21 protein-coding genes are annotated in these 22,419 nt (G+C 72.6%); 12 read left to right on the top strand and 9 right to left on the bottom strand.

The window, feature by feature from the left end; all coding sequences use genetic code 11:
* Together ACFQ53_RS15875 and ACFQ53_RS15870 are read right to left on the bottom strand one after the other, a co-directional pair.
* Complete coding sequence (locus ACFQ53_RS15875) at positions 1-615, bottom strand: C39 family peptidase (RefSeq protein ID WP_377861362.1); 615 nt, start codon at positions 613-615, stop codon at positions 1-3.
* Positions 616-779: 164 nt separating this feature from the next.
* Positions 780-1,526: a phosphoglyceromutase gene (locus tag ACFQ53_RS15870; RefSeq protein ID WP_249478887.1), complete on the bottom strand. Its 747-nt coding sequence runs from the start codon at positions 1,524-1,526 to the stop codon at positions 780-782.
* A gap of 358 nt (positions 1,527-1,884) precedes the next feature.
* Here ACFQ53_RS15870 and betT point away from each other — a divergent pair, with 358 nt between their 5' ends.
* Positions 1,885-4,122: a choline BCCT transporter BetT gene (gene betT / locus ACFQ53_RS15865; RefSeq protein ID WP_377861359.1), complete on the top strand. Its 2,238-nt coding sequence runs from the start codon at positions 1,885-1,887 to the stop codon at positions 4,120-4,122.
* A gap of 66 nt (positions 4,123-4,188) precedes the next feature.
* Here betT and dtd read toward each other — a convergent pair whose 3' ends face one another.
* The gene (gene dtd / locus ACFQ53_RS15860; RefSeq protein WP_377861356.1) at positions 4,189-4,626 is read right to left on the bottom strand and encodes a D-aminoacyl-tRNA deacylase; all 438 of its coding nucleotides are present in this window, start codon (positions 4,624-4,626) and stop codon (positions 4,189-4,191) included.
* Between the two features lie 91 nt (positions 4,627-4,717).
* A complete protein-coding gene (locus ACFQ53_RS15855; protein WP_377861353.1) occupies positions 4,718-6,271 on the bottom strand; it encodes a phosphotransferase in 1,554 nt (517 codons plus the stop codon).
* A 146-nt stretch (positions 6,272-6,417) separates the two neighbouring features.
* On the opposite strand from ACFQ53_RS15855, the gene ACFQ53_RS15850 reads away from it, so the two are divergent.
* The 7 genes from ACFQ53_RS15850 to purM all read left to right on the top strand — a co-directional run bounded on the left by ACFQ53_RS15850 (position 6,418) and on the right by purM (position 12,785).
* Positions 6,418-6,846, top strand: a complete 429-nt coding sequence (locus ACFQ53_RS15850) for a DUF3151 domain-containing protein (protein WP_152351699.1) — start codon at positions 6,418-6,420, stop codon at positions 6,844-6,846.
* 84 nt (positions 6,847-6,930) lie between these two features.
* Positions 6,931-8,223, top strand: a complete 1,293-nt coding sequence (locus tag ACFQ53_RS15845; protein ID WP_249478891.1) for an adenylosuccinate synthase — start codon at positions 6,931-6,933, stop codon at positions 8,221-8,223.
* Positions 8,224-8,248: 25 nt separating this feature from the next.
* On the top strand, positions 8,249-8,761 hold the full coding sequence (locus tag ACFQ53_RS15840; RefSeq protein WP_377861349.1) for a sterol carrier family protein: 513 nt from the start codon (positions 8,249-8,251) through the stop codon (positions 8,759-8,761).
* The gene (locus tag ACFQ53_RS15835) at positions 8,758-9,537 is read left to right on the top strand and encodes a copper homeostasis protein CutC (protein WP_377861346.1); all 780 of its coding nucleotides are present in this window, start codon (positions 8,758-8,760) and stop codon (positions 9,535-9,537) included. Before ACFQ53_RS15840 ends, ACFQ53_RS15835 begins: the two co-directional genes overlap by 4 nt.
* The gene (locus ACFQ53_RS15830) at positions 9,534-9,959 is read left to right on the top strand and encodes a hypothetical protein (RefSeq protein WP_377861345.1); all 426 of its coding nucleotides are present in this window, start codon (positions 9,534-9,536) and stop codon (positions 9,957-9,959) included. Before ACFQ53_RS15835 ends, ACFQ53_RS15830 begins: the two co-directional genes overlap by 4 nt.
* Positions 9,960-10,035: 76 nt before the next feature.
* Positions 10,036-11,649, top strand: a complete 1,614-nt coding sequence (gene purF / locus ACFQ53_RS15825; protein WP_377861342.1) for an amidophosphoribosyltransferase — start codon at positions 10,036-10,038, stop codon at positions 11,647-11,649.
* Complete coding sequence (purM, locus tag ACFQ53_RS15820) at positions 11,646-12,785, top strand: phosphoribosylformylglycinamidine cyclo-ligase (RefSeq protein WP_377861339.1); 1,140 nt, start codon at positions 11,646-11,648, stop codon at positions 12,783-12,785. The genes purF and purM overlap by 4 nt, the downstream gene beginning before the upstream one ends.
* Positions 12,786-12,898: 113 nt before the next feature.
* On the opposite strand, the gene ACFQ53_RS15815 is transcribed toward purM, so the two are convergent.
* Positions 12,899-13,105, bottom strand: coding sequence for a DUF3073 domain-containing protein (locus tag ACFQ53_RS15815; RefSeq protein ID WP_152351705.1), 207 nt, complete (start codon positions 13,103-13,105; stop codon positions 12,899-12,901).
* Positions 13,106-13,635: 530 nt separating this feature from the next.
* On the opposite strand from ACFQ53_RS15815, the gene ACFQ53_RS15810 reads away from it, so the two are divergent.
* Entirely contained in the window at positions 13,636-13,836 is a 201-nt protein-coding gene (locus tag ACFQ53_RS15810; RefSeq protein WP_152352009.1) for a BldC family transcriptional regulator, read from the top strand.
* A gap of 83 nt (positions 13,837-13,919) precedes the next feature.
* On the opposite strand, the gene ACFQ53_RS15805 is transcribed toward ACFQ53_RS15810, so the two are convergent.
* Complete coding sequence (locus ACFQ53_RS15805) at positions 13,920-15,095, bottom strand: lysylphosphatidylglycerol synthase domain-containing protein (protein WP_377861334.1); 1,176 nt, start codon at positions 15,093-15,095, stop codon at positions 13,920-13,922.
* A gap of 97 nt (positions 15,096-15,192) precedes the next feature.
* On the opposite strand from ACFQ53_RS15805, the gene ACFQ53_RS15800 reads away from it, so the two are divergent.
* Positions 15,193-17,901: a UvrD-helicase domain-containing protein gene (locus tag ACFQ53_RS15800; protein WP_377861332.1), complete on the top strand. Its 2,709-nt coding sequence runs from the start codon at positions 15,193-15,195 to the stop codon at positions 17,899-17,901.
* A 13-nt stretch (positions 17,902-17,914) separates the two neighbouring features.
* Here the strand turns inward: ACFQ53_RS15800 and ACFQ53_RS15795 are convergent, their stop codons facing one another.
* The 3 genes from ACFQ53_RS15795 to ACFQ53_RS15785 are packed head-to-tail and all read right to left on the bottom strand — an operon-like array spanning position 17,915 to position 20,113.
* Positions 17,915-19,180: a YncE family protein gene (locus ACFQ53_RS15795; RefSeq protein WP_377861329.1), complete on the bottom strand. Its 1,266-nt coding sequence runs from the start codon at positions 19,178-19,180 to the stop codon at positions 17,915-17,917.
* The gene (locus ACFQ53_RS15790) at positions 19,177-19,755 is read right to left on the bottom strand and encodes a hypothetical protein (RefSeq protein WP_377861326.1); all 579 of its coding nucleotides are present in this window, start codon (positions 19,753-19,755) and stop codon (positions 19,177-19,179) included. Before ACFQ53_RS15790 ends, ACFQ53_RS15795 begins: the two co-directional genes overlap by 4 nt.
* Positions 19,756-19,765: 10 nt before the next feature.
* On the bottom strand, positions 19,766-20,113 hold the full coding sequence (locus ACFQ53_RS15785; RefSeq protein WP_377861324.1) for a hypothetical protein: 348 nt from the start codon (positions 20,111-20,113) through the stop codon (positions 19,766-19,768).
* A 126-nt stretch (positions 20,114-20,239) separates the two neighbouring features.
* On the opposite strand from ACFQ53_RS15785, the gene sucC reads away from it, so the two are divergent.
* Both sucC and sucD read left to right on the top strand, forming a co-directional pair.
* Positions 20,240-21,406 (top strand): ADP-forming succinate--CoA ligase subunit beta, encoded by a 1,167-nt coding sequence (gene sucC / locus ACFQ53_RS15780; protein ID WP_249478901.1) that lies wholly within the window; start codon positions 20,240-20,242, stop codon positions 21,404-21,406.
* A 9-nt stretch (positions 21,407-21,415) separates the two neighbouring features.
* On the top strand, positions 21,416-22,306 hold the full coding sequence (gene sucD, locus ACFQ53_RS15775) for a succinate--CoA ligase subunit alpha (RefSeq protein WP_377861321.1): 891 nt from the start codon (positions 21,416-21,418) through the stop codon (positions 22,304-22,306).
* Positions 22,307-22,419: the final 113 nt, after the last annotated feature.

Below are 22,419 nucleotides of genomic sequence, written 5' to 3'. Positions count from 1 at the left end.
TCACCAGAAGTAGCCCCTGCCCGCGCAATAGGTCGCGACCTGCTGCACGGGCAGCTGGTGGTGCTGCGGAAGGTCGGAGGAGAGGGTCGTGCCCGCGGGGTCGGCGATCCTCAGGGTGCGCTCGTCGGGGTCGTAGCCGTCGACGGCGACGAAGTGGAAGATCTCGCCGGTGTTCCCGCCCCAATCGGGGTACTCGCCGGGCATCACCCACCAGTTGAGCACGGTCGCGAAGCCGTCGTCGACGTTCGCGGTCGCGCGCTCCCACAGCAGATCGGCATCGGCCTCGCTGGCGGTGGTGGACTCCATCCACTGGTCGCGGTAGGCGGCGCCGGGGGAGTGCGCGGTCAGGACCGGGGAGACCGCGCCGAAGTTCGTGCCCGCCTGCGTGGTGCCGAGCTCGTCGGCGAGGGCGGCGGGGGAGGGCGCGTCCCCGAGAGCGCTCAGGGCGATGGCCACGGCCGTCGGCCCGCACCAGTAGACCGTCTCCTGCTGCTGCCAGGTCGTGGGCAGGTTCTTCGGGGTGGCGGCGGAGGCGGCGGGAGCTGCGGCGGCGATGCCGGAGAGGGCGAGGGCGCTGAGCCCGGCGCGGCGCAGAAGGGTTCGTCGATCGAGCATCGGAGTCTCCTTCGAGGGGTGGGATGCGCGCCTCGGTATGACGTGGCGCACACCCACGCTAGGCCGGATGCGCCGCGGCGCCCATGGGGAGAACTCCCCATGGGCGCCGCGTGCGACCGGGCCGCGCTCCGCGCGTGCTCAGCGCGAGATGTCGGGCAGACCGCTCACTTCTTGCCCTGGTTGGCGACGGCCTCGGCGGCGGCCTTCGCGGCGACCGGGTCGAGGTAGCGTCCGCCCTTCTCGACGGGCCGGAAGCTCTCGTCGAGCTCGTAGACCAGCGGCTGACCGGTGGGGATGTTCAGCCCCGCGATCTCCTCGTCGCTGATGCCGTCGAGGTGCTTCACCAGGGCGCGCAGCGAGTTGCCGTGGGCGGCCACCAGGACCGTCCTCCCGTCGCGCAGATCGGGCTTGATGCCCTCCTCCCAGTACGGCAGGAAGCGCTCGACGACATCCTTGAGGCACTCGGTGTGGGGGAGCTGGTCGCCCAGGTCCGCGTAACGGGGGTCCTGGTCCTGGCTGAACTCGGTGCCGAACTCGATCTCGGGGGGTGGCACGTCGTAGGAGCGGCGCCATGCCATGAACTGCTCCTCGCCGTACTTCTCGCGGATCTCCGCCTTGTCCAGACCCTGCAGCGCGCCGTAGTGGCGCTCGTTCAGCCGCCAGTCGCGGCGCACCGGGATCCAGTGGCGGTCGGCCGCGTCCAGCGACAGGTTCGCGGTCATGATCGCGCGACGCAGCAGCGAGGTGTGGACGACGTCGGGCAGCACGCCCTCGCGGGCCAGCAGCTCGCCGCCGGCGGTCGCCTCGGCCTTCCCGGACTCCGACAGCGGCACGTCGACCCAGCCGGTGAACAGGTTCTTCGCGTTCCATTCGCTCTCGCCGTGGCGGAGCAGCACGAGTGTGTAGGTCATGCGACCAGACTAATCCACGGCCCCGACGGCGGTCTGGCGCGGCCCGGGCGTGGACTGCGCGCGCGGTGACGGGCGCCGTGTCTGCTTGCTCTCCGGAATTTTGCAGGACCATCCCAGGTCCCTAGCATGGAAGCACCGGGCGCCCGGACGATGCCGACCGCAGCGCCGCACGGGCCGCGAGCACCATCCGCCGCCCTGCCTGCTCCGCGCGCGATGCCACGGCGAGACCGCCGTGCCGCGCTCCGACGGTGCCGACCGCGTCGGCCGCGTCGCGCACGTCCGCCGTGCCCGACCGGCCCCACCGCGCCGACCGCACACCGGGTGCCCGCCCAGGACACCCGACGAAGCGGAGGACCGCGTGCACGAAGCCGACGACCAGCATCTCGAACCCGGTGCCCCGACCCGGGCCTCCGCCGAGCGGCGGGCTTCCGCGCGGCGGGCAGCCGAGGCCGCGCGCCAGGAGAGGCGCCCGCCCTCGACGAGCGAGGAGATGCACCGCGGTCAGTCGGACCTCGAGCCCTCCGGCGGGATCCGCGTGAACCGGATCGTCCTCGGCGTCTCCTCCGCCGTCATCCTCGCCTTCTCCCTGTGGGCGATCGTCAGGCCGGGCGGCGCCCAGAGCGCGCTCGAGGGGGCCGTCGGCTGGATCTCGACGAACCTGGGCTGGTTCTACGTGCTCACCGTGACGGTCGTGATCGGCTTCGTGATCTGGGTGGCGCTGTCGAAGCAGGGGACCGTGCGGCTCGGCCCCGACCACTCGCGCCCGCAGTACAGCCTGTTCACGTGGGTCGCGATGCTGTTCGCCGCGGGCGTCGGCATCGACATGCTGTTCTTCTCGGTGACCGGCCCGGTCACCCAGTACTACGCGCCGCCGACCCTCGAGGCCGAGAGCGCCGAGGCCGCCCGCGACGCGGTGGTCTGGACGATCTTCCACTACGGCGTCGCCGGCTGGTCGATGTACTCCCTCCTGGGCATGGCGATGGGCTACTTCGCCTACCGGTGGGGGATGCCGCTGAGCATCCGCGCGGTCCTCTACCCGCTCTTCGGCAAGCGCGTGCGCGGCGCCACCGGCCACGTGATCGACATCGTCACCCTCGTGGGCACCGTCTTCGGGGTCGCCACCTCGATGGGCATCGGCGTGGTCCTGCTGAACATCGGCCTCGAGCACCTGCTGGGCCTGCCCTCCGGGCTCGCCGTCCAGATCGCGCTCGTCGCGATCGCCGTGGTGATGACGATCGCCGCCTGCACCTCGGGCGTGGACAAGGGCATCCGCCTGATCTCGGAGCTGAACATCTGGATCGCCGGCGCGATGCTGCTCTACATCATCGTCACCGGCCGCACCGCGTTCCTGCTCTCCGCGATCGTCGAGAACATCGGCCGCTTCGTCACCAGCCTGCCGGGCCGCACCATGGAGACCATGGCCTACGAGCCCGGCGGTTCGGACTGGATGGCCGGATGGACCCTGTTCTTCTGGGCGTTCTGGCTCGCGTGGGGGCCGTTCGTGGGCCTGTTCCTCGCGCGCATCTCGCGCGGTAGGACCCTGCGCGAGTTCGTGATCGCCGCGATCACCGCCCCGGTGCTGTGCGACCTCCTCATCGTCTCGGTGTTCGGCAACTCCGCGATGGCCGAGGTGCTCGCCGGCAACGACGCCTTCGGGAAGCTCGCGATGTCGAGCCCCGAGGAGGGCTGGTACGCCCTGCTGGAGATGTTCCCCGGCGCCGCCTTCCTCATCGGGCTCGCGACCCTCTCCGGCCTGCTGTTCTACCTGACCAGCGCGAACTCGGGGGCGATGGTCATGTCGAACTTCTCCTCGAGCATCCGTGATCCCGGCGAGGACGGGCCGAAGTGGCTGCGCATCTACTGGGCGGTGCTCACGGCGGTGCTCACGGTCGCGATGCTCATCGCCGGCGGCGTCACCACGATGGAGTACGCGACGCTGATCTTCGCGCTGCCGGTGACGATCATCGCCTACCTGGTGATGTTCTCCTTCACCAAGGTGCTGCGCATGGAGGCCGCCGAGCGCGCGGGCTGGGCGCGTCTGCGCTCGGCCGGCCAGCGCCGTTCGGGCTCCGGTCGTTCGTGGCGACAGCGGATGGCGTCGATCCGCACCTATCCCGGCAGGGACCAGGTCGCGGCCTTCGCGGACGCGGTCGTCGGCCCCGCCCTCGAGGAGGTCGCGGCCGAGTTCCGCTCCTCCGGCACCGAGGCGGAGGTCTCGCGCACCGAGGAGCCCCTCACCGGGGTCGACGAGTTCGTGCTCACGGTCCCGATGGGCCAGGAGCGCGACTTCCTCTACCGTGCCGCCTCGGTGCAGGCCCCGGTGCCGCAGATCGGGTCGAAGGCCTCCCGCGGCGAGCAGCGCTACTGGCGGCTCGAGGTGTTCTCCCAGACCGGCTCCGCGGGCTACGACCTCATGGGCATGAGCGAGCAGCAGGTGATCGGCGATGTCCTCGACTGCTACGAGGCGCACCTGGCGTTCCTGCAGCTCAGCCACGAGAACGACGGCCTCTCGGCGATCGCTCCGCTCGGTGCGGGCGAGGCCGGCGAGACGCAGGAGTCCGTGGCCGGGGAGCCGGCGCCGCCGATGGTGCGCTGACCCTGGGCCGACGCCGCCTTCCGCGCGACCGACGACGCCGTCCCCGCCCGGCCGACGGGCCGGCTCTCAGGCCTCGAGGAGGACCGTGAAGGGACCGTCGTTCGTGAGCGAGACCCGCATGTGCGCACCGAAGCGGCCGGTCGAGACCTCGATGCCGCGCACGCGGATCTCCGCCGCGAGGTCGTCGACGAGAGGCTCGGCGACCTCGCCGGGAGCGGCCTTCGACCAGGACGGCCGGCGTCCCTTGCGAGCGTCGCCGTAGAGCGTGAACTGGGAGACCACGAGCACCTGTGCGCCCGCGTCGAGCACCGAGCGCTCGCCGTCGAGGATCCGCAGCTCGCAGATCTTCCGGGCGAGCACGGCGACCTGCTCGGGCCCGTCCCCGTGGGTGACGCCGACCAGGGCGAGCAGCCCCTCGCCCACGACGGCACCCGTCGTCTCGCGTCCCTCGGGACCCTCCACCTCGACGCTCGCGCCGTCGACCCTCTGCAGCACTGCTCGCATGCTGCGAGGGTATCGGGCCCGACGTAGGCGGCGCGGGCCGTGGGTTCGACGTCGAAGCCGGTGCACCGCACCTCCGTGCGGCCCCGCCGCCTCAGCCGTCCAGACCCGGGGGGATGCGCCGCTCGAGGGTGGGGGAGTCGTCGCCGGGGAACGGGGCCTGCGGAGCCGCCCCGCCCTGCGGCGCCGGTGGCGAGCCGTCCGGGGTGCCCGACGGCGACGCGGCCTGCGTCGGGGGTGTCTGGGGCGGCGGGGTCTGCTGCGGGGGAGTGCGCGGTGAGGGGTGCCCTCCCTGTGTGGGCGCCGGAGCCGGCGCTCCAGGCGCGCCCGAGCCGGTCGGCTCCGCCTGCTGCGCGGCGATGCGCTCGGACTCGGCGGTGCGGGCGGCCTCGACCCAGCGCTCCGCGATCCGCACGATCGCCTCGGTCGCGGCCTGCCAGGCGGCCTCCTGCTGCCGGTGCGGGCCCGTGGCGAGGGAGAGCACGACGCCCGCGCTGCGCAGGGCCAGCTCGGTGGGATCCACGCGGCGCGTGAACACCTTCTGCCAGGCGTCGATCGCCGTGAGCACGCGCTGCTGCACGGCGGGGTCGATACGCCGGGTGCTGCCCTCGTCGGCGAGGACGCTGAGGTGGGCGAGCAGGCACGCGAGGTCGTCGGCCCGGCGTCCCGGGCCCACCGTGTCGATGTCCAGGACGCCCACCACCTCGCCGCCGTCGACGAACACCTGCGCCTCGTAGAAGTCGCCGTGGACGACGTCGTGGGCGGAGAGGTCCTGACGTCGGCCGACGGCCGCGAGGCCCTCGCGGATCTCGCGCACGAGGGCGTCGACGCGCGGGCCCAGCGACGGCAGCGAGGAGCTCACGATCCCGGCGTAGAACTCGATCGAATCCGTCCACGGCGGCCGCATGGGCAGTGGGAAGAGAGAGGCGGGGAGGCGGTCGAGCATCGCCACCAGGTCCTCGGCGCGGCAGGCGTCGACGCCCTGGTCGAGGATGGCCCGCGAGAGCGGCATGCCCGGCAGCTCCTCGAGCACGACAAGACCCTCGCGATGCGCGATCACGCGCGGCACGGGCACGCCCGCGGCGAGCAGATGGCGGTGGCGCTCGACGATCTCGCCGGAGCGGCGCGGCTGCATGACCTTGAGGTACAGGCCGCGATCGGGCAGCTGCGCGCGCAGCACGGCGCGTCGGCCCGGGCGGTACGAGATGACCTCGATCGGGACGTGCTCGGCGGTGCCCGGCATCAGCGGCACGCCCATGTCCACGAGGGTGCGGCCCACGACGTCCGGGTAGCAGACCTTCGGGAGCATCGGCAGCCACGGGTCGTGGGGGTAGCGCCAGACGCGCACGTTGATGTCGCCGTCGGTCATCACCATGGAGTTCTCGGCGTCCAGGAGGTCCTTCTCCTGCTCGCCCACGTGGGCGCTCGCGCCGAACAGCTCCTCGCGCGCGGGCGCCTGCGCACCGTCGATCTCCGGCCAGGAGACCGTGGTGCGGTAGAGGGCCTTCGTCGAGCGGCCGGGCCGGTGGTCGACGTGATCGAGCTCCCACGTGCGCAGCACGCCGCCGGCATTGCCCACTGCCGAGCGCAGCAGGCCTCCGGCGCCGGGTCCCGTGAGCAGCTCGGACCCGTCGGATGTTCGATCCATGACCCTGTTTCTACCAGGTGCCGTGCGCGAGCACACACTCCTGTGAGAGGTTCGCGGCCGTCCGGGGCCCCTCCGGGCCCGTCTGGCCCCATGCGCGGCCTCCCGGCAGCGCCCGTCGGCCGGTCCCTCCCGCATACGATGGATCCATGAACGAGACCTCCCGCCCGATCGGGGCCGAGAACCTGCTGGGCATCCCCCCGACCTACCTGCCCGAGGACCACCCGGACACCGCCGTCGCGTCCGCGCTCGCCGACGGGGCCGACGCCCGCGAGCTCGCCGCCCGCTACCCCGCCTCGTCGCTCGCCTGGGCCGAGCTCGCCCAGGAGGCGCTCGAGTCCGAGGACCCGGTCGCCGCCTACGCCTACGCCCGCACCGGGTACCACCGCGGGCTGGACGCCCTGCGCCGCGCCGGCTGGAAGGGCCAGGGGCCGATCCCCGCCTCCCACGCCCCGAACCGCGGATTCCTCAAGGCGCTCGCGCTGCTCGGCGAGTCCGCCGGCCGCATCGGCGAGCGCGAGGAGGCCGAGCGCATCCGCGACTTCGTCCAGGACGCCGATCCGAGCCTGCTGGGCTGAGTCCCCGGTGGGCCCGGGGACCCAGGCGCCGATTGCTAGACTCTCCGAGGTCCATCCACCGTCCCACCCGCTGCAGGAGCTGCCATGCCGGCCGTCGTGATCGTCGGAGCCCAATGGGGGGACGAGGGGAAGGGGAAGGCCACCGACCTGCTCGGTGAGCGCGTCGATTACGTGGTCAAGCCCAACGGCGGCAACAACGCCGGGCACACCGTGGTCGTCCACGGCGAGAAGTTCGAGCTCAAGCTCCTTCCCGCCGGCATCCTCTCCCCGCAGGTGACGCCCGTGATCGGCAACGGCGTGGTGGTGAACCTCGAGGCGCTCTTCGAGGAGATCGCGACGCTCGACAGCCGCGGCGTGGACACGGCCCGTCTGCGCATCAGCGCGAACGCGCACGTCGTCGCCCCGTACCACCAGACGCTCGACAAGGTCACCGAGCGCTTCCTGGGCAAGCGTGCGATCGGCACCACGGGCCGCGGGATCGGCCCGGCCTACATGGACAAGGTGGGGCGTCTGGGGATCCGCGTCCAGGACCTCTTCGACGAGTCCATCCTGCGCCAGAAGGTCGAGGGCGCCCTGCGGCAGAAGAACGAGCTGCTCGTGAAGCTCTACAACCGCCGCGCCGTCGAGGTCGACGAGATCGTCGAGGGGCTGCTCTCCTACGCGGAGCGTCTGCGTCCGATGGTCGTGGACACCGTCGAGCTGCTGAACACCGCCCTGGATCGCGACGAGGTCGTGCTCATGGAGGGCGGCCAGGCCACGTACCTGGACGTCGACCACGGCACCTACCCGTTCGTCACCAGCTCGAACCCGACCGCGGGAGGCGCCTGCATCGGCGCCGGCATCGGCCCCACCCGCATCGACCGCGTGATCGGGATCGTGAAGGCCTACACGACGCGCGTCGGCGCGGGCCCCTTCCCGACGGAGCTCGAGGACAAGTGGGGCGAGTACCTCCAGACCACCGGCGGCGAGGTCGGCGTGAACACCGGTCGCCCCCGGCGCTGCGGCTGGTACGACGCGCTCATGATCCGTCACGCCCAGCGCATCAACGGCTTCACCGACATCGTGCTCACCAAGCTCGACGTGCTCACCGGCATCGAGGAGGTGCCGATCTGCACCGCCTACGACGTGGACGGCGTGATCCACCGCGAGATGCCGATGACCCAGACCGACTTCCACCACGCGGTGCCCGTCTACGAGACGCTGCCCGGGTGGACCGAGGACATCTCGGGATGCCGCACCCTCGAGGAGCTCCCGGAGAACGCGCGCGCTTACGTCGCCCGCCTCGAGGAGCTCGCCGGCTGCCGGATCAGCGCCATCGGCGTGGGCCCGGACCGCGAGGACACCATCACCGTGCACGATCTGCTCCCGAGCAGCTGAGGCGCCCGAGCATGACCGCACGCCCATGACGATCCGCCGACGCACCGATCCCGCGGCCGGCGACCGCGCCCTGGCCGCGTGGGCCCTCGACCCCGGCGCCGCGACCCGGACGACCCTCGCGCCCGCCGTGCGCCACACCCTCGAGCTGGTCGCCGAGGAGCAGCCCGGCAACTCTGTGGAGCTGCGCGTCCCGCCCTTCGGCGCCGTCCAGGCGATCGCCGGGGTGCGCCATACCCGCGGCACGCCCCCGGCGATCGTCGAGACCGACGCCGCGACCTGGCTGTCCCTCGCCGTCGGCGACCTCGCCTGGGAGGAAGCACTGGCGAGCGGGAGCGTGAGCGCGAGCGGCGAACGCTCGGACCTCACCGATCTGCTGCCGCTGCCCGGCCCGCGCCGTGTCGCGCGCCGCGCACGGGAGGCGCACGCAGCGGCCGAGCCCGCAGGGACGCCGGACAGCGGATCGGCCGACGGGACGTCGGACCGAGGCCCGATGGCCGAGGGGCGGACGGACGACGCGCGGACGGAGGAGGAACGATGAGCCTCGCCGTCGAGATCGCCGTCCAGGACCTCGAGGGTCTGCGGACCGCCGCGCTCGCCGGCGCGGACCGCGTGGAGCTCTGCGAGGACCTCTCGCGCGGAGGCCTCACCCCGGACCTCTCCCTCGTGGAGGCCTGCGTCGCCGAGGCCGCACGGCTGCGCGAGGCGCGCGACGCCAAGCCCCACTTCGGCGTGCACGTGCTGGTGCGCTGCCGGGCCGGCGAGGGCGACCTGCGCACGGCTCCCGACGAGTTCGTCTTCGACCAGGACGAGACCGCGCGAATGGCCCGGCAGGCCGCGGACGCTGTCGCCGCCGGCGCGGACGGCGTCGTCCTCGGCGCCCTCACACCGCAGCGCACGCTCGACGTCCCCGCCCTCGAGGCCCTGCGGGACGGCGCCCTGCGCGCGGGGTCCCAGGCGCTGCGCGGCGTGGTCCTCACCTGCCATCGCGCCGTCGACGCCCTCGTGGACGACGACGCGCGCGAAGAGGCGGTGCTCACGCTCCTGGGGCTCGGCTTCCACCGCGTGCTGAGCTCCGGAGGGGCCGCGAGCGCCCCGCAGGGCACGGCGTGCCTGGCCCGGATGGTCCGAGCGGCCGACGGGCTCCTGGACGTGTGCGCCGGCGCGGGCATCCGCCCGATCGACATCCCCGAGCTCGCCTCCCGGGCCGCAGTGCCCGACATCCACCTCTCCGCCCGCCGCCCCGCGGACGACGGACGCACCATCACCGATCCCGCGGTCGTCCAGGCCGCGGTCGACGCCGCAGGAGAACTGTGACCTCCCAGCCCACGCCCGACTCCGCCCCCGAGCGCCGCCGCGAGCCCGAGTCCTCGCCCGAGCACCACGACGAGCCGGCGCCCGCCCCCGAGCCGACCATGCCCCAGCACCCGTCGTCCGAGGACGCCCCCACGTCGGCGACGGAGCCCGCGCCGGCGCCAGATCCAGCGCGAGCGCCCGAGACCACGGCCGTCTACGTGCGGCGGCGCCGCGTGCCCACGCTGGCCTTCTGGGTGACCCTCGGGATCCTCGTGGGCCTCGTGGCCGGCGCGGTCACCGCGTTCGTCACCGGTGTGAGCGACGTCGGCGGCATCCTCTACTTCGCCGTCACCGGCGGTGTGTTCGTGGGCCTCCCGCTCGCGCTCATCGCCGCGATCGTCGACGCCGTGGCCCACCGCTCGGAGCGTCGTCGGCCCCGCTGAGCGGGCGGGGGAGCGGCCCGGTGGACGCTCCCGGACGGCCGACGGTCGGGCCCGACGCATATGCGATGATGGGCCCGTGGCACGCGGCGACGGAATGCTCTCGCACGATCTGCTCCCCGGTGAGAAGGGGCCCCAGGACTCCTGCGGCGTCTTCGGCGTCTTCGCCCCCGGCGAGGAGGTCGCCAAACTGACCTACTACGGTCTCTACGCCCTGCAGCACCGAGGGCAGGAGGCCGCGGGCATCGCTGCGAGCGACGGGGAGCAGATCCTCGTCTACAAGGACATGGGCCTGGTCTCCCAGGTCTTCGACGAGTCCGCGCTGAGCTCGCTGACCGGGCACATCGCCATCGGGCACGCCCGCTACTCGACGACCGGCGGCTCGATCTGGTCCAACGCCCAGCCCACCCTCGGCCCGCGGCCCGACGGCACCGTAGCCCTCGCCCACAACGGCAACCTCGTGAACACCGGTGAGCTCGTGGAGATGCTCCGCGAGCGCCACGGGGACGCCGGGCCGGGCAAGGGCGAGATCTCGCGCGGCAACACGACCGACACGGCGCTGGTCACGGCCCTGCTGGACACCGACGCCCCGCTCGGCGAGGCGCTGAGGGACCTGATGCCGCACCTGCGCGGCGCCTACTGCTTCACCCTCATGGACGAGACCACGCTGTACGCGGCGCGCGACCCGCAGGGCATCCGGCCGCTGGTGCTGGGCCGTCTCGAGCGCGGCTGGGTGGTGGCCTCCGAGACCGCCGCCCTGGACATCTGCGGGGCGAGTTTCGTGCGGGAGGTCGCCCCCGGCGAGATGATCACCATCGACGCGCAGGGCCTGCGCACCGAGCAGGTGCTCGAGCCCCACCCCAAGGGCTGCGTCTTCGAGTACGTCTACCTCGCGCGCCCCGACACCGAGATCGCGGGCCGCAGCGTCAACGCCTCGCGCGTGGAGATGGGGCGCCGGCTCGCCCGCGAGCATCCGGTCGAGGCGGACCTCGTGATCCCCACCCCGGAGTCGGGCACACCGGCCGCGATCGGGTACGCCCAGGAGTCCGGCATCCCCTACGGGCAGGGGATGGTGAAGAACTCGTACGTCGGCCGCACCTTCATCCAGCCCAGCCAGACCATCCGCCAGCTCGGCATCCGCCTCAAGCTCAACCCGCTGAAGGAGGTCATCGCCGGCAAGCGCCTGGTGGTGATCGACGACTCGATCGTGCGCGGCAACACCCAGCGCCAGGTCGTGCGGATGCTGCGGGAGGCCGGTGCGGCCGAGGTGCACGTGCGCATCTCCTCGCCGCCCGTGCAGTGGCCCTGCTACTACGGGATCGACTTCGCGACCCGCGCCGAGCTCGTCGCCAACGGGCTCGACGTCCCCGAGATCGCCCGCTCCCTGGGCGCCGACTCCCTCGGCTTCATCTCCGAGGACGGCATGATCGCCGCGACCGAGCAGCCCCGATCGGCCCTGTGCACCGCGTGCTTCAGCGGCCAGTACCCGGTGCCGCTCCCCGACCCCTCGGCGCTCGGCAAGAGCGTGCTCGAGGCGCGCCGCAGCGAGCAGCGCGGCGGGCGAGCGGGCTCGTCGGCCGCTCCCGCCCCGACGCCCGTCCCCGCATCCGCAGCCCCTGCGCCCCACGCAGCCACCACCCCGGCCGATCGACCCGTCCCGGCCGCCACCTCCCAGGAGACCGCATCCGCATGACGACCACTCCCGAAACCCCCGCGCTCACCTACGCCGAGGCGGGCGTCGACACCGCCGCGGGGGACAAGGCCGTCGAGCTCATGAAGGCCGCCGTCTCCGCGACCCACGGCTCCGAGGTCCTCGGAGGCGTGGGCGCCTTCGCCGGTCTCGTCGACGTCAGCGCCCTCAAGGCCTACGAGCGTCCGCTGCTCGCGTCGTCCACCGACGGCGTGGGCACGAAGATCGCGATCGCCAGGGCCCTCGACGTGCACGACACCATCGGCCAGGACCTCGTGGGCATGGTCGTCGACGACATCGTCGTGGTCGGGGCGAGGCCCCTGGCCATGACCGACTACATCGCCTGCGGGAAGGTCGTGCCCGAGCGGATCGCCGACATCGTCCGCGGCATCGCCGAGGGCTGCCGCCTGGCCGGCTGCGCGCTCGTGGGCGGGGAGACCGCCGAGCACCCCGGCCTGATGGCTCCCGAGGACTACGACGTGGCGGGTGCCGCCGTGGGCGTCGTCGAGGCGTCGGCGATGCTCGGTGCGCACCGCGTGCGCCTCGGCGACCGGATCATCGGCATGGACTCCTCGGGCCTGCACTCCAACGGCTACTCGCTCGTGCGCGCGGTCATCGAGGCCGCGGGGCTGGGACTCGACGCCGAGATCCCCGAGCTCGGCCGCACGCTCGGCGCGGAGCTGCTCGAGCCCACCCGCATCTACACCGGGGACCTGCTGGCGCTCCTCGACGACGCGGCCGGCGCGGGTGTGCACGCGCTCAGCCACGTCACCGGCGGCGGGCTCGCCGCGAACCTCGCGCGCGTGCTGCCCGAGGGCATGACCGCCGTCGTGGACCGCGGAGCCTGGCGGCCCGCAGCGATCTTCGAGCGCGTGAGCACCTGGGGCGGAGTTCCCCTGCACGATCTCGAGGCCACGCTGAACATGGGCATCGGCATGGTCGCGGCCGTCGCGCCCGAGAAGGCCGACGCCGCCATCGGCCTCCTCGAGTCCCGGGGTCTGCCCTCCCGCGTGATCGGGGAGGTCGTCGCGGGCGAGGAGGCTCCGCGGCCGACGGGCCAGGACGTCCTCGTCTCCGGCGCGAAGGGCGTCGACGGGGGAGGCGTGCTGCTGACCGGCATGCACGAGGGCTGGTCCTGAGCGGTCGATCCGCCTGAACGACCGATCCCGAGCGGACGAACTCCCGTGCACGTGAAGAGGGCGACCCCATCGGGGTCGCCCTCTTCACAGGGTATGCATCTGCCGAGCGGGGCTCAGCGGCGGCGGGAGGCCGTGGAGGCCGGTCCGTCCTCCGCCCAATCGGCGTCGTCGGTGTCGCTCTCGGGCGCCTCGTACTCGGTGTCGGCCGAACGATGGGACTGGAGCTCGCGCTGGAGGGCGGAGAGGTCCGTCGGCGGGCTGTAGTACTTGAGGTCCCGTGCCACCTTGGTCTGCTTGGCTTTCTGTCGGCCACGACCCATGGATCTGACCCCCTGTGCGTCGGCTGGCGGGCGCGCGAGCCCGGACGATGGCAATGTTTCGGAACCTGATCCTACATCGGAACCATGTGCACCAGCCAGCCGGCGGGGCAGGTGTGAGCAACGCCGAACCCGGCGCGCGAGCGTGCGGCGGGCCCCGATCCGGGCGCTGGTGGGGCGGGGGATGGCGGTCGGCCGGACGCCGTCGACGCCGCCCTCCGGGGCGCGGACGTGTCCGGATCCTCACGGCGGTGAGCGATCGGCCTGCGGCCTGCCCGCGCGCGTCCTGTCGCGGGCGCGAGCGGCGCATAGCGGATGGCACGTGAGAAAGCCGGATGAATGTCCGAATTTCGTCCTTTGGTGCCGGTCGTGGCCCTGCCCGGCGCTGGAGCGCGAAAGTTTCCAGTCGGTATTGGAACTTTCGTCCGTGTCGTCGGCTCTGTCCGAGTCGCTAAGATGGAAGCGCAACCTTGGCCCCACACACCCAGAGAAAGGGGACCCCCCCAATGGCTGCAACGATTGAACAGCACTCGATGGAGAGCTCGTCGTCCTACACGGCACTTCTCACCCCCGCTGAGGTCGCCCGGCTCTTCCGGGTCGACCCGAAGACGGTGACGCGTTGGGCGCAGTCGGGCAAGCTCTCACCTCTGCGCACGCTCGGCGGCCACCGCCGCTACCGGCGCGAAGAGGTCGAGAGGCTCCTGACCGAGAGCACGGGTGAAGAGGCCCGCTGACCTCTGAGCCGACGCCCCACCAGTGGCGTGCCAGTCACGACGGCCCGCGATCCGCAAGGATCGTGGGCCGTCGTGCTGTGCGCTCATCCGCGTCGGCGCACGAGCTCCCGGGCACCGAGCGCACCGCCGAGGACGAGGGGGACGGCCCAGGTCGCGCCCCCGAGCACGAGGGCGATCGCGCCGGATGCCGCGGGCGCGGCGCCGAGCGCAGTGAGCAGCAGGGCGACGGCCGTCTCCGTGACGCCGCCCCCGCCGGGCGTGACGGGCACGAGCGAGAGGGCCCGACCGATGAGGAAGACCCCGAGCAGCGGGAGTGGGCCGATCCCGCTCGTGAGGGCGTCGGCAGCGATCCACAGCACGGCGCACTGCGCCGCGCGCGCCGCGAGCATCGGGACGAGGATCCCCGCCCAGCGCCGCCGCAGGATCCGCGCGATGCGGTCCCGCGCCTCCAGCGCGAGCGCGGCAGGGTGCTCCTCGGCCGTCGCCTGCGCCTCATCCTGCGCGTCCCCGCCGCGCCCCGCGAGCGCGAGCACGGTGCGGATCGTCGGGGCGAGGGCGTCGAGGATCCGCACGGTCGTCGGCCGATGTGCGAGGACCGCGAGCACGGTCACGGTGAGCACGACGCCCAGAGCCGCGACGATCGTTGCCCCGAGCGTGCCCGGGAGGTCGTGGCGCACGCCCAGCGCGGCGTAGGAGGCGAGCGCCGCGAGCGGGATGACGATGCCGCCCAGCAGGAGGTCCGCCGCGGAGAACGCGGCGATCCCCGTGACGATCGTGCGCATCGGCGTGCCGCGCCGGCGCAGCACCGCGCCCGTGAGCGCGATCCCCAGCAGGGATCCGCCCGGCACCGCGAGCGCGGTGGCCCCGGCGGCCGCCTGCGCGCTCACCACCGCGCCGACCGGCGCACCGGGCAGCGCCGCGCGCGCCCCGAGGGCCTCGAGGAGCACCGCGAGCACGCCGAGCACGAGCGCAGCGAGGAGCACGGGCGTCGGCACTGCGGCGAGCGCATCGAGGATCTGCGCCGGGTCGAGGTGCAGGGCGCGCGGCAGCAGCCAGACGAGCAGCACCACCAGCAGCGCGAGCGAGCACGCGGCGAGCACCAGGCGGACCGGGGAGGGACGATCGGAGCGCGTGAGGCCCAGCAGGCTCGCGAGCAGGCCGTCGGCCCCGGCCGACGCCGACGTGGAGGACGCGCCCGAGGGCGGAGGAGGCGGGGTCGACGGGTCCCCGGGGTGGTCAGCGGGGTCATCGGGCGCCATGCCCGGGATTCTCCCATGCGGGGAGGGCGCGAGGTCGTCCACAGCAACGGCCCGCGGTGCGCGGGATGTCGGCCGGCCCGCCTATCCTGGTCGGGCCATGAGCTCTCTGTTCGACGACATGTCCCTGCCCGAGTCCTTCCGCCGCCTGAGCGGGGTGCGGGTGGACCCCGACGCGCCCGACGCCCCGCCGTCGGACGAGGAGCTGCCCCCGCCCCCGGAGGACGACGCCCCGCCGCCCGAGGACGAGGGCGAGCCCGACGGGCCCTGGGTCCCCGCCGCCGCCGAGCCCGCGGCGCCGTCGGCCGCTCCGCGCGGCCCCCTCCCCGATGTCTCCGATCTCGTCGAGGGCCTCAACCCTCCCCAGCGCGAGGCCGTCGAGCACCGCGGCAGTCCGCTGCTGATCGTCGCGGGCGCCGGCTCGGGCAAGACCCGCGTGCTCACGCGCCGGATCGCCCATCTGCTGCGCACGGGAGAGGCGCTGCCCGGCGAGATCCTCGCGATCACCTTCACGAACAAGGCCGCCGCCGAGATGCGGGAGAGGGTCGAGGAGCTCGTCGGCCCCGCCGGCCGCGGCATGTGGGTCTCGACCTTCCACTCCGCCTGCGTGAGGATCCTGCGCCGCGAGCATGCGGCCGCCGGGCTCAAGAGCTCCTTCACGATCTACGACTCGGCGGATTCGCTGCGGCTGATCACGAACATCGCCAAGGACTTCGGGCTGGACACGAAGAAGAACCCGCCCCGCGGGATCGCCTCGAAGATCAGCTCGCTCAAGAACGAGCTCGTCGACCCCATCGACTATGCCGATCAGGCGGAGAGCGCGAAGAACCCGTTCGAGAAATCCATCGCCCAGGTGTTCACCGCCTACACCGAGCGCCTGCGCCAGGCCAACGCGGTGGACTTCGACGACCTCATCGGCCTCACCGTCGAGGTGCTGCGCGAGAACCCCGCCGTGCGCGAGACCTACCGTCGGCGCTTCCGCCACGTGCTCGTGGACGAGTACCAGGACACCAACCATGCGCAGTACTCCCTGGTGCGCGAGCTCGTGGGGGACGACCCGCGCGCGGACCTCACCGTGGTGGGCGACTCCGACCAGTCGATCTACGCCTTCCGCGGGGCGACCATCCGCAACATCGTCGAGTTCGAGCAGGACTTCCCCTCGGCACGCACGATCGTGCTCGAGCAGAACTACCGTTCCACCCAGAACGTCCTGAGCGCCGCGAACGCGGTGATCGAGGAGAACCAGGGCCGGCGCAAGAAGAACCTGTGGACCGACCAGGGCGAGGGCGAGCAGATCACCCTCTACGTCGCCGACGACGAGCAGGCCGAGGCCCGCTACATCGGCCGCCAGATCGACGCCCTCGTGGACGGCGGCCGCCGCGCGAGCGACATCGCGATCTTCTACCGCGCCAACGCGCAGTCCCGTGCCCTCGAGGACCAGCTGATCCGCGTGGGCCTGCCCTACAAGGTGGTCGGCGGCACCCGCTTCTACGAGCGGCGCGAGATCAAGGACGCGATCGCCTATCTGCAGGTGCTCGCCAACCCCGACGACGAGATCAACCTGCGCCGCATCCTCAACGTCCCCAAGCGCGGCATCGGCGACCGGGCCGAGGCCGCGATCGCCCTGCTCGCCGAGCAGGACCGCATCAGCTTCGGCGACGCCCTGCGCCGGGCCGAGGAGGCCCCCGGCATCGCCACCCGCTCCCTGAACTCGGTGCGCACCTTCGTCTCGATGCTCGACGACCTGCGGGAGCTGTATGCGAGCGGGACCGGTCCGGCGGAGCTCGTCGAACAGGTCCTCCAGCGCTCGGGCTATTACGCCGAGCTGCAGAACAGCGACGATCCGCAGGACGAGTCGCGCCTGGAGAACCTCGCCGAGCTCGTGGGCGTGGCCAGTGAGTTCGAGGCCCAGATGGAGGCCGCCGCGGCCGCCGCGAGCGAGTTCGAGGACGACGCGGACGACTCCGTCGACGGCACGGTGGGCGACGGCGCGGCGGCCGACGGCTCGGAGGGCGGCGGCACCGCCTCCGACGCGCCCGGCGACGGCTCCGACGGCTCGGCCCTGCCGGCGACCGACGACCCCGAGGCGCCGCTGCTGGACCAGTTCCTCGAGAAGGTCTCCCTGGTGGCCGACGCCGATCAGATCCCCGGGCAGGAGGACCAGTTCGTCACCCTGATGACGCTGCACACCGCCAAGGGCCTCGAGTTCCCGGTCGTCTTCCTCACCGGGCTCGAGGACGGCACCTTCCCGCACCAGCGCACCCTCGCCGACCCCGATCAGCTCGAGGAGGAGCGGCGCCTGGCGTACGTGGGCATCACCCGCGCCCGCGAGAAGCTCTACCTCACGCGCGCCCAGATGCGCGCGACCTGGGGCGCCCCGCAGTTCTTCCCCGGCAGCCGCTTCCTCGACGAGATCCCCGAGGCGGTGCTCGACGTCGCGCGCGCCGGCTCCTCGCTCTCGGGCATGGGGTACGCGGGATCCGGCGGCTACGGGAGCGGAGGCTTCGGGGGAGGCGGCTACGGAGGCGGTCGCGGCGGCTCCTCGCGCGGACCGTCCTTCAGCGGCGGTGCGGGCGGCGGCCGACGGGACGTCACGCGCCCGTCGTTCGGCTCCGGCCGCAGCGCGAGGTCCGCGGCGGACATGCCCTCCCTCGTCGTCGGCGACCGCGTCACCCACGACACCTTCGGCATGGGCACCGTCAGCGAGGTCACCGGACAGGACGAGAAGACCCAGGTCGAGGTCCAGTTCAAGGCGCCCCACGGCACCAAGCGCCTGCTGCTGCGCTACGCCCCGCTGACGAAGCTGTGAGCGCGGGGCGCCCTCACCTTTGCCCCGAGTCGTCGAAGACGTCGATGCTTCCCGCGTAGTTCGCGACCCAGACGCTCGCGGTCGTCGGCTCATAGGCGACGCCCACCGGGTTGCGGCCCACGCTCTCGCGCTCGACCTCGGTGAGGGTGTCGACGTCGAACTTCGAGACCGAGTCCTCGTAGTAGTTCACGACGTAGAGCGCGGTGCCGTCCGGGGAGATGTCCATCGAGCGGGGCTCGCGTCCCGTCGGCGCCTCGCGCAGCACCTCGCCGCTCGCGGTGTCGAGCTCGAGGAGCCGGTCCGAGCCCGCCTCCGTGAGGTACATGCGGGTGGCGTCGGGGGACAGGACCAGGTGGCGGGGCTTGCGCCCCGTCTCGCGCACGAGCTCGCTCGTGCCGGTGGGGATGTCCAGACGGAACAGCTCGTCGGCGTACATCGCGGTGACGTAGGCGGTCTCGTTGTCCGGGAGCACCACGATGCCGCGCGGTGCGGAGTCCACGGGTATCTCCGCGGTGACCTCGGCGGTCTCGAGGTCGACGACGGAGACGGTGCGGTCGCACCAGTTGGAGACCAGGGCGAGGGACCCGTCGGGGGAGAGGGCCACGAACTTCGGCACCCGCCCCACCTCGATCGCCTGGTCCCAGCTCATGGTCGCCACGTCCAGGCGCAGTAGTGCGCTCGCGCCGGTCGCGTCCCCGTGGCGGCAGTCGTCGTTGCCCGAGGCGCCGTGCCCCTCGCCCGTCATCTGGTACTGCGAGACGTAGGCATAGCGGCCGTCGGCGGTCCAGGCGGCCTCGACCGGTGCGCCCGTGCTGGTCCCCGGGTACTGGGGGAATCCGAGGGCGGACATGTCCACGGTGTCCGGGACGGTCGCGGCGAGGCTGCGATCGGCCGCGTCGTAGAGCGTGACGGAATGGCTGTAGAGCATGTTGTTGGCGAGCACGTGCCCGTGGCCGCTGGCCACCACGGACTTCGGGGTGATGTCCCCGGTGATCCGCTGCCGGTCGCTCATCCGGGTCCCGGACGACGGTCCGTCCAGGACGCGCGCGGTCGCGGTCGGCACGCCCTCCGCGGGATCGGAGGGGCCGCCGGACGACCCGCCCAGCAGATCGCCGTCGCCGGTGGTCGCGCCGCGCCGATGCTCCACGAGGCCGACGATCGCGATCACGAGCGCGAGGCACAGCAGTGCCGTGAGGAGGGGGAGGGCAGCGGGCCGACGGGGATCCGCCTCCGCGTGCAGGCCGGCGAGCCTCGTCGATCGCCGGTTCCGCGGGCTCATCGCCGTCGGGTGCGCTCGCGCACTGGCTCGGGGTCCCGGTGCTCCGGGCGGCGCGTGTCGAAGCTGCGCTCGTCGGACCGCCCGTTCTCGTCCGGATGGGCCTCGTCCTCGTCCTCGTCCAGCTCGTCCTCGTCGTCCGCGAGCCCGAACCCGACCCACAGCGCCCAGCCGAAGCGGACCACCATGAGCACCAGCACGATCGCGAGCACCGCGGTGAAGGGGATCTGCACGCCGGTGCGGGTGACCACGAACCAGATCACGCCCAGCGAGGCGCCCATGATCACCGCGTCGCGCAGGGCCGAGAGCAGGCGCTGACCGATCCGCGCGCGCTTGAGGTGGCGCCGCGTGGCCTCGGTGTAGACGGCGGCGTCACGGCGGTAGCGGCGGCCGCGCTCGCGCATGTGCTCGCGGGACTCCCGCGTGCCCGCGTCGGCCGCCTTCGACGCCGCACGCGCGTAGGCGCCCGCCCGCTCCGTGCCGCGGCGGGTGGAGTCGCGCGCCTGGCGGGCGAGGTCGGGCGCCTGCCGACGGGCGGTGTTGCGCGCCGCCTTCGCGTAGGTCTTCCAGCTGCTCATGGGTCCTCCCTCAGCGGCCGTCGTCGCGCCAGCGGATGTCGCCCCCGCCGGTCGGCCGACGCCGGCCCTCGCGGGCCCCGCCGCGCCCGCCGGTGTCGAGATCGTCGCGGGGGTCGTACCGGCGAGGGTCACGGGAACCGTCCCCCGCACGCCGCCGGGCGCTGCGCGCACGCTGCTCGCCGATGTAGGAGAGGCCCACGTTCAGCGCGAGGGTCAGCACGATCGAGAGCACGAGGCCCGCGACGCTCGAGCGGACGCCGAACACGCGCAGCAGCATGAACAGCACCAGGACCGCGACGAGGCTGAAGCCGATCTGGTCGCGGATCCGGCGGGTGAGACTGCGGGATCGTGGGGCCACGGTCACAGCCTAGTCGTGCGGTGCTGGGACGGGCGTCGGCGGCGATATGGTGGAGATGTTCGAGGGGCGGTTCGAGGGCCGACGAGGGCCCGCCGCCCGCCTACGACAACGGAAGGACGAACATCCGTGGACCTGTTCGAGTACCAGGCCCGCGATCTCTTCGAGAAGCACGGCGTCCCCGTGCTGCCCGGAATCGTCGCGGAGGACCCACAGGCCGCCAAGGCCGCCGCTGAGACCATCGGCACCCCGGTCGTGGTCGTCAAGGCCCAGGTGAAGGTCGGAGGCCGCGGCAAGGCCGGCGGCGTGAAGATCGCGAAGTCCCCCGAGGAGGCGGAGCAGAAGGCCTCCGAGATCCTCGGCATGGACATCAAGGGCCACACCGTGCACCGCGTGATGATCGCGGGCGGCGCGGACATCGCCTCCGAGTACTACTTCTCCCTGCTGCTGGATCGCGCCAACCGCAACTACCTGGCCATGTGCTCGGTCGAGGGCGGCATGGAGATCGAGCAGCTGGCCGTCGAGCGCCCCGACGCGCTCGCGCGGGTGGCCGTCGACCCCAACACCGGGATCGACGAGGCGAAGGCGAAGGAGATCGTCGAGGCCGCGGGCTTCGACGCGGAGACCGGCGCCAAGGTCGTCCCGGTGCTGCAGAAGCTCTGGGACGTCTACAGCGCCGAGGACGCGACCCTCGTCGAGGTGAACCCGCTCGTGCAGACGGGCTCCGGCGAGATCGTCGCCCTGGACGGCAAGGTCACCCTCGACGACAACGCGCAGTTCCGCCACGAGGAGCACGCGGGCCTCGTGGACACGGCCTCCGAGGACCCGCTCGAGGCGAAGGCCAAGGCCCTCGACCTCAACTACGTCAAGCTCGACGGCGAGGTCGGCATCATCGGCAACGGCGCGGGCCTGGTCATGTCGACGCTGGACGTCGTCGCCTACGCGGGCGAGTCGCACGGCGTGAAGCCCGCGAACTTCCTGGACATCGGCGGCGGCGCGAGCGCCGAGGTCATGGCCAACGGTCTGGACGTCATCCTCGGCGACCAGCAGGTCTCCGCGGTCTTCGTCAACGTGTTCGGCGGCATCACCGCGTGCGACGCGGTGGCCAACGGCATCGTCGGCGCCCTGCAGAAGCTGGGCGACGCCGCGACGAAGCCGCTCGTGGTCCGCCTCGACGGCAACAACGTCGAGGAGGGGCGGAAGATCCTCGCGGACTTCGCGCACCCGCTCGTCACCCAGGCCGACACCATGGACGGCGGAGCGGCCAAGGTCGCCGAGCTCGCCGCAGGAAAGTGAGGGACCGTCATGTCGATCTTCCTCGATGAGAACAGCAAGGTCATCGTTCAGGGCATGACGGGCTCGGAGGGCATGAAGCACTCCCAGCGCATGCTCGACTCCGGCACGAACGTCGTCGGCGGCGTGAACCCTCGCAAGGCCGGTCAGACCGTGTCCTTCGAGGGCGGCCACGAGGTCCCCGTCTTCGGATCCGTCGCGGAGGCCATGGAGGCCACCGGCGCGAACGTCTCGGTGGTCTTCGTGCCGCCGAAGTTCGCCAAGTCGGCCGCGATCGAGGCCATCGACGCCGCGATGCCGCTGCTCGTGGTCATCACCGAGGGCATCCCGGTGAAGGACTCCGCGGAGTTCTTCAACTACGCGAAGGACAAGGGCACCACCCGGATCATCGGCCCGAACTGCCCGGGCCTGATCAGCCCCGGGAAGTCCAACGCGGGCATCACCCCGGCGAACATCACCGGTCCCGGCAAGCTGGGCCTGGTCTCGAAGTCGGGCACGCTGACCTACCAGATGATGTACGAGCTGGCCGACCTCGGCTTCACCACGTGCATCGGCATCGGCGGCGACCCGGTCATCGGCACCACCCACATCGACGCACTCGAGGCGTTCGAGAACGACCCCGACACCGTGGGCGTGGTGATGATCGGCGAGATCGGCGGCGACGCCGAGGAGCGTGCGGCCGCGTACATCAAGGGCAACATGTCCAAGCCGGTGGTCGGCTACGTCGCGGGCTTCACGGCCCCCGAGGGCAAGACCATGGGCCACGCGGGCGCGATCGTGTCCGGCTCCGCCGGCACCGCGCAGGCGAAGAAGGAGGCCCTCGAGGCCGCGGGCGTGAAGGTCGGCAAGACCCCGACCGAGACGGCCGACCTCATGCGCGAGATCATCTCGGCGCAGGCCTGAGAGCACCCGGGCGCTCGGGCCCGATGCGGACCCGCATCGCGGGGCCGGAGGGGCCCCGCGGCCGCCGGGCGGGCGGGGCCCCCCCGGGGGGTTAAAACAAAAACGAAGCCACC

Origin of the sequence: Brachybacterium sp. NPDC056505 (genome assembly GCF_042794925.1) — a bacterium.
GTDB lineage: Bacteria > Actinomycetota > Actinomycetes > Actinomycetales > Dermabacteraceae > Brachybacterium > Brachybacterium kimchii.
This window is presented reverse-complemented; position numbering and strand designations above follow the sequence as displayed.